The organism is Bacteroides finegoldii DSM 17565, assembly GCF_000156195.1.
GTDB lineage: Bacteria > Bacteroidota > Bacteroidia > Bacteroidales > Bacteroidaceae > Bacteroides > Bacteroides finegoldii.
The window spans coordinates 28,417-28,617 of the sequence record NZ_GG688343.1 but is presented as its reverse complement, the minus strand read 5'-3'; the positions used below and the strand labels follow the sequence as shown (position 1 = coordinate 28,617).

The window sequence follows — 201 nt, the reverse complement described above, 5'->3', positions numbered from 1 at the left end:
GATGGACTCAACGTCAAGGCGATTCGCTAGTTCCTGACGAATTGCACTGACGATTTTAGGATTGGTCAGTGGATGAAGCGGATCAATCTGAACACCACAAAACAACTGGTAATGAATATTACCGTTTAAATGCTCAATCAGTTGTGCATCGGAAAAGTTGGTATAGGACTTCAAGACCATCAAGGCTATTTTACCTTCGGG

The 201-nt window shown here is 42.8% G+C and carries 1 protein-coding gene; it reads right to left on the bottom strand.

All coding sequences use genetic code 11. The annotated features are described in order from the left end of the window. On the bottom strand, window positions 1-201 hold a 201-nt coding region (locus tag BACFIN_RS22185; RefSeq protein WP_007758296.1), incomplete at both ends, for a transposase.